Genomic DNA, 5,062 nt, shown 5'->3' with positions numbered 1-5,062 from the left:
GCGCCCTCGCGGTGGCTGGGGCGGTGTCGGCGAGGTCGAGATCGCCGTCGCCGAATACATCGACTGGTTCAACCACCGCCGCCTGCAAGGCGAGATCGGGCACGTCCCACCCGTCGAGTACGAGACCACCTACTGGTCGACCCACACAGTCACCAGCTACCGTGAGAACCCGGTCCCGGCAGTCGCTGGAACCAAGTAAACGAGCCCCCAGCAAACCCGGGGCGATTCACATCGAGTAAGTAGGCACAGATCAGATGCCCCTACCCGTGCAGCAGTCTTCCCCCATGCAGTTGCCTGATCGCGCTTCGGAACTGTTCAAGGTTCTGGCGGGCGTGAGGTCCAATGTCTATAAATATCAGCGGATTTGGCGAAATGCCAAAGCCGTGAACGTACACCGGTTCCGGAACCGTCGCGCCGGCGGGCAAGCTAACCGGGAAGAGTAGCCCGGAAGTTAGGACGTCGTCCGACCAGCGTTCATGCTGGCTGTACGCAACGGCTTGGTAGATGTCGGCCCGTGAGACGGAGATCCGCACTTTCTCGCTCAGTATGATCGAATCGGACTCGGGTGATGTGGTTGGGCCGCTCAGAACGTTCTTGTACTTAGTATCGAGCAGCACAGCGCCGTGGCCAGGAATCACGATGACGAGGTCGGGGTCGACCTTCGACCTCCTGACCTTTGCCCCGGAACTGTCGTAGATGGTGGCTGCAGGCGGACTTTTCTCGTCCAACTCGACGTCGTCCATCATCGATATGATCCCACGCACTGACTCTTGGAACAGGGTCGGCATGTCCCACATGAATGACTCCGTAGGAAGGCCGCCGGCGTGCACCCCAGTGAATTGGCTGGCAAGCAGGCTACGCGTGGCTCGGAGGATCATCGCATAGTGGCGCTGCGGGCCTCGCACGGACGTCGAGCGGAGCACTGACGGAGTCACGGCAATGTCGGAGACTTGGGAGAACTTAGGAAGGGTGGCTGAGACCTGACGCCGGACTTCCACACCGGCGGCTGCGACCGGGAGACTGTGGCTGAGCATGGCTGCGTGTCGCAGCCCGGCTTTGAGTACCTGATTGTTGGGCGTGTCCTGTGTCTGTTCGATTGTTCGACAGGGGATTTCGTTGGATCGGCCCGAAGCTATGTGATCGGTGATGTAGCGATCGAGCAGGATCCGGCCCTTTACCTTGCCTTTGAAGGTCCGATCACTCGATCGGTAGTCACGACGCAGCCAGCGAGAGGCGAATCGGCTGATGGCACCGACGTGCCAAAGGAGTAGGCAAGCAGTTGGGTCCTTATGTACCGCTGCTAGCGTCGGCTGGTCAAAATCGAGGACACGAAGCGACTCGTGGCGCTGACCGAACGCGTAGTCAGCGAGGAAGAACATATCTGCATCCGGCAGCTTGGGCACGACAGTGAGGGTGATATCCAGGTCGCCGGTGATGATGCGGCCGACACCGACGCAGTCTCCAGCTGCGAGTGTCCACGCCTGGTCGCCCGGCGATCGTCGGACCGTGCAATCTGCAGCTCGCCAGAAGTCGCTGGGAACAGTCTCGGCGACGTCGCTATCGATAAGAGTGGAGCGCCGCTCCGCTACTTCGATACCGATTGTCTCGGTCATGAGTCGGGGTCGGGGAGTTGCTCGTACAGAACCGATTTCGGCACCGCGTCAATGACGCGTTGTTCGAGGCGAGAGGCGAGGTTTTGGGCCTGTTGGCGCTGCGTAGCGTCAGCGGACAATCCAAGCTCGGCTCGAAGAGAGCTTAGCGCGGTCGTGTCTATCTCACCCTCCATCTCGTACTCATCAAGTAGCGGCAGGACCTCGTAAATGAATCGGGCGGCGAGCACCTGGAGTGAGGACTCGTCCTTGTCTGCAGCTGCCAGGAAGTAGGACGGTCCGACCTTTAGGCCGGCGGGCGCGTCGGACAGGGCGAGGTCGGTAGTCTCGTACAGGTAGAGAGCCGCAGCTCGCGTGATCTCCGAGTCGAAGTCGTAGCTTCGGATAGGAACGTCGGTCGCCGCGACGTTGAGAAAAACGAACCTACGGCGCAGCGCGTAGTCGATGACTGCAATGCTGCGGTCAGCAGTGTTCATTGTGCCGATGATGTGCATACTCGGTGGGACCGAAATCGAGGCGTCGCCGTCGACCGCGTAGGGGGTGGAGACCGCGTCACCTCGATACTCCAACGCGTAGAGCAGTTCACCGAAGATGTTCGGGATGTTGCCGCGGTTGATCTCGTCGAGGATTAGCACCATCTCCACGTCGTGTCCGACGTCGAGAAGCCGGTTGCCCACGCCAGTCATGAGGCTGAAAAGTTTGTGCTTGGGGGTAAACGTGACTCCGCCGGACGAGGGCTCGGCGACGAGGGCTCGGACGAAGTCCGTGTAGTCGTAGCCAGGGTGGAACTGGACGATGTCCCAGAGAGCCCCAATGTCTCGTCGTACGACCTCGTCAGCGATGCCGTCGATGGTTCGTTCGTTAGTCGGCAACGAATCGATAATCGATTGCAGGCGGCTGTCATCGACCCGTTTAGCGGTCGCCCATTCCACATAGTTTCGGGCGACGTAGGTCTTGCCGGCTCCGGGTGGACCTTGGAGAACCACCTGCCCCTTGCGGCGTAACTGTGTGGCCAGCTCGTACAGGTCGTCAGGAAGGGAACCGCGAACGACGGGAGGCGTGACGCCCGCGCTCTGGTTGAGCGCTTGGACGAACTCATCGCGGGATAGCCCCAACCAGGAATTGGCGCCGATCGCGAGGGCGAGTTCGACTTCCCGGCCTGGCACGGCCACCACGCCCTGGTGAGCGAGGCGCTCGCCTACCATGGTTACCAGCGGACGGGCGGCCCCCCGTGTCGGGAGCAGGTAGTCGACCCCGACGATGGATCCCCCGTGCTTCTCGGGTTCGATGAGTCGGCACCGTTCAAGAAGACTGAGAATGTTAGTCGTCGACTTCCCGTCTCTGGGAAAGTTCTGATCATCAGACGCGTATGCCGCGAGAGCGTCGCCGAGCGCCTGACGGTTGATCATTTGCACGTTGAGCCGGCCGTCGTCATCAGTGAGGAAACGTTGGGTGATGGTATCCAACCGGGTGTCAGCGAGATTGAGGGCTGCCCAGAACAGCAGGTACTGATAATCTACCCCTTCACGGGCCGCCCGTAGGAGTTCGTTGTCAATGGCGACCTGCGTCCCGGCCTTGGCCCTCGCATCCGCTGGCGGGTCGTAGTCGATCAAGTCGTTCCAGAGTGGAGCAGGCGTCGATCCCCCCGCGATCGCGTCGCTCTCGAGGATTTGCTCGACTTCAGCGGCAGTCGTGGTCCCGGGCTCGACGGTCGCCAGCTTCTGCATCGTCGCCTCGGGTGCAGTGAACTTAGTGAAGGAAATCTTGCCAACTGTGGGTACGGGGCTCACACATCTAAGTCTTTCACCTACGTCGGCCTGACTGTCTGCAACCTGCCCGTTCAAGTCATCGGTTCGTGGACGCGGGTCTTAGTGACTTCGGACAGAGGAAGACCCCGTAGCGAGACTGGGGCTGCGGAGTTCTTGTCGTCGAACTGTGCGATGTCTTCTTCTGGGCTGGTGCTGGTCGTCTGGGCTGGTGCTGGAGTCCTGTAGCGCCGCGGCCCGCCGGGGGACTTCTTCAGCAACCGGACAGGGCGGGGTGAAGCACTTCTGGCGATCGCGATTTCGAGGATGAGACAGTCGCGTTCGTCGCCTCGTTCGAGCTCGAGGTACGAGCGAAGTTGCTAGTGATAGACGTGCTAGGGGACGGTACGGGCCAGGACCACGCTCACGTCGATCCCGCCGCTCGTAGAGGCACAGCGTCAGCGCGAGCGCTTTGCATCAGACGGCGATGTCGTCCTCTGCTGCGGGGGCGACCGGTACGACAACTGCCTGCTTGGCCGGGGTCGTCTTGGCCGAGACGACCCTCTTCGTCGGGGCGGCCTTCTTCGTCGACTTCGCAGCGGCGCTCTTGGCCACACCCTTCTTAGCGGCCGACTTCTTGACAGAGGCCTTCCTGACTGGCTCCTTCTTCGGCCGACCACGGCCACGCAGCTCGACTCCACCCTGGGCCAGCAGGGTGCGGACGCGCTGGACCGAGTAGCCGGACTCCTCGGCCAGCTGGTCGATGGAAGCGCCGGTGTCATACTCCTCCGCGAGGATCCGGGCGAGTCGGTGAGCGAGCCACGGGCTCAGACGTTCATTCGGCTCGAGGGACGGAAAGTTCTCGATGGCACCGCCGGTGTACCCCTTGTGCGAGCGGCCCTTCGGCTCGATGACCTCGTCGGCCTCGTTGCCCCAGACGGTCCAACCAGGTCGTGGGTATCTGGCGAACATTTCCAAATACGGTCCCGGGCTGCAGGATTCGATGAGGTCGTACTGCTCATCGGGCTTGCGAGAGTGCTCACGCTTGCGGGTCTCGATCATGTTGACCGTCGACCGGGCAGGCGGAAGCGTCCGCATAGATCCCTTGACGCCGAACAGGATCGGCTCGGTCACGTTGCGGAAGTAGAAGCCAACGCCGCGCCCATCGGGCCCGCCGTCCTTGCGTCGCTTGGCCCAGATGATGTTCGAGACGTAGCGAAATCCCCACGCATGCAGGACCTCAATGCCTTCGAGTAGCAGTGCGTTCGGGACCCAGAGATAGAGGTGCGCATTGTCCGCAGTCACGTCGTTGACGGGCAGCGCTTTTATCTCTTCGAGGTCCATCGTTCCGTAGCGATCGAGACGCCGATGTTCGGGCGCAACCTTGCCGGTACGGTTGCTGAAGCGCCATGGCGGGTCGGCGAGAACGGCCTGGAATCCGCCCTCCACAGTTGGCAACGGCGCGATGTCAGAGGTCTTCGGCAGACTGTCGATCGTCGGGGTCATGGAAAGGGACCCTACCGTAAAAGATCTATTTGATGGAGAGTGGATCTTTGTGAGTGTGTCGCCCCCAGATGAGTTGGTTTGTTGTGTGACGGATCACCGCCCGTCGTGAGTCATGCATGGTCATGTGACTGGTGACGTAATGCCTTGTCGCACAACTAATACTGATAATGAGACGTATTGAAGTAAGGTTCGACGCTAGCA

At 61.1% G+C, this 5,062-nt stretch carries 4 protein-coding genes; 1 reads left to right on the top strand and 3 read right to left on the bottom strand.

What is annotated here, in order from left to right:
• Positions 1 to 199, top strand: a 199-nt coding sequence (locus tag GOOTI_RS05100) for an IS3 family transposase (RefSeq protein ID WP_007237501.1), incomplete at its 5' end; no start/stop codon positions are given.
• A 61-nt stretch (positions 200 to 260) separates the two neighbouring features.
• Here the strand turns inward: GOOTI_RS05100 and GOOTI_RS05095 are convergent.
• From GOOTI_RS05095 to GOOTI_RS05085, 3 genes are all read right to left on the bottom strand, one after another.
• Complete coding sequence (locus tag GOOTI_RS05095) at positions 261 to 1,613, bottom strand: 5-methylcytosine restriction system specificity protein McrC (RefSeq protein WP_007237500.1); 1,353 nt, start codon at positions 1,611 to 1,613, stop codon at positions 261 to 263.
• A complete protein-coding gene (locus GOOTI_RS05090) occupies positions 1,610 to 3,400 on the bottom strand; it encodes an McrB family protein (RefSeq protein WP_039993458.1) in 1,791 nt (596 codons plus the stop codon). Before GOOTI_RS05090 ends, GOOTI_RS05095 begins: the two co-directional genes overlap by 4 nt.
• Positions 3,401 to 3,832: 432 nt before the next feature.
• Positions 3,833 to 4,861, bottom strand: coding sequence for an MT-A70 family methyltransferase (locus GOOTI_RS05085; RefSeq protein WP_007237498.1), 1,029 nt, complete (start codon positions 4,859 to 4,861; stop codon positions 3,833 to 3,835).
• Positions 4,862 to 5,062 lie beyond the last annotated feature (201 nt).

Source organism: Gordonia otitidis NBRC 100426 (genome assembly GCF_000248075.1).
GTDB lineage: Bacteria > Actinomycetota > Actinomycetes > Mycobacteriales > Mycobacteriaceae > Gordonia > Gordonia otitidis.
The sequence above is the reverse complement of the archived record's forward strand: the minus strand, read 5'-3'. Positions and strand labels throughout refer to the sequence as shown.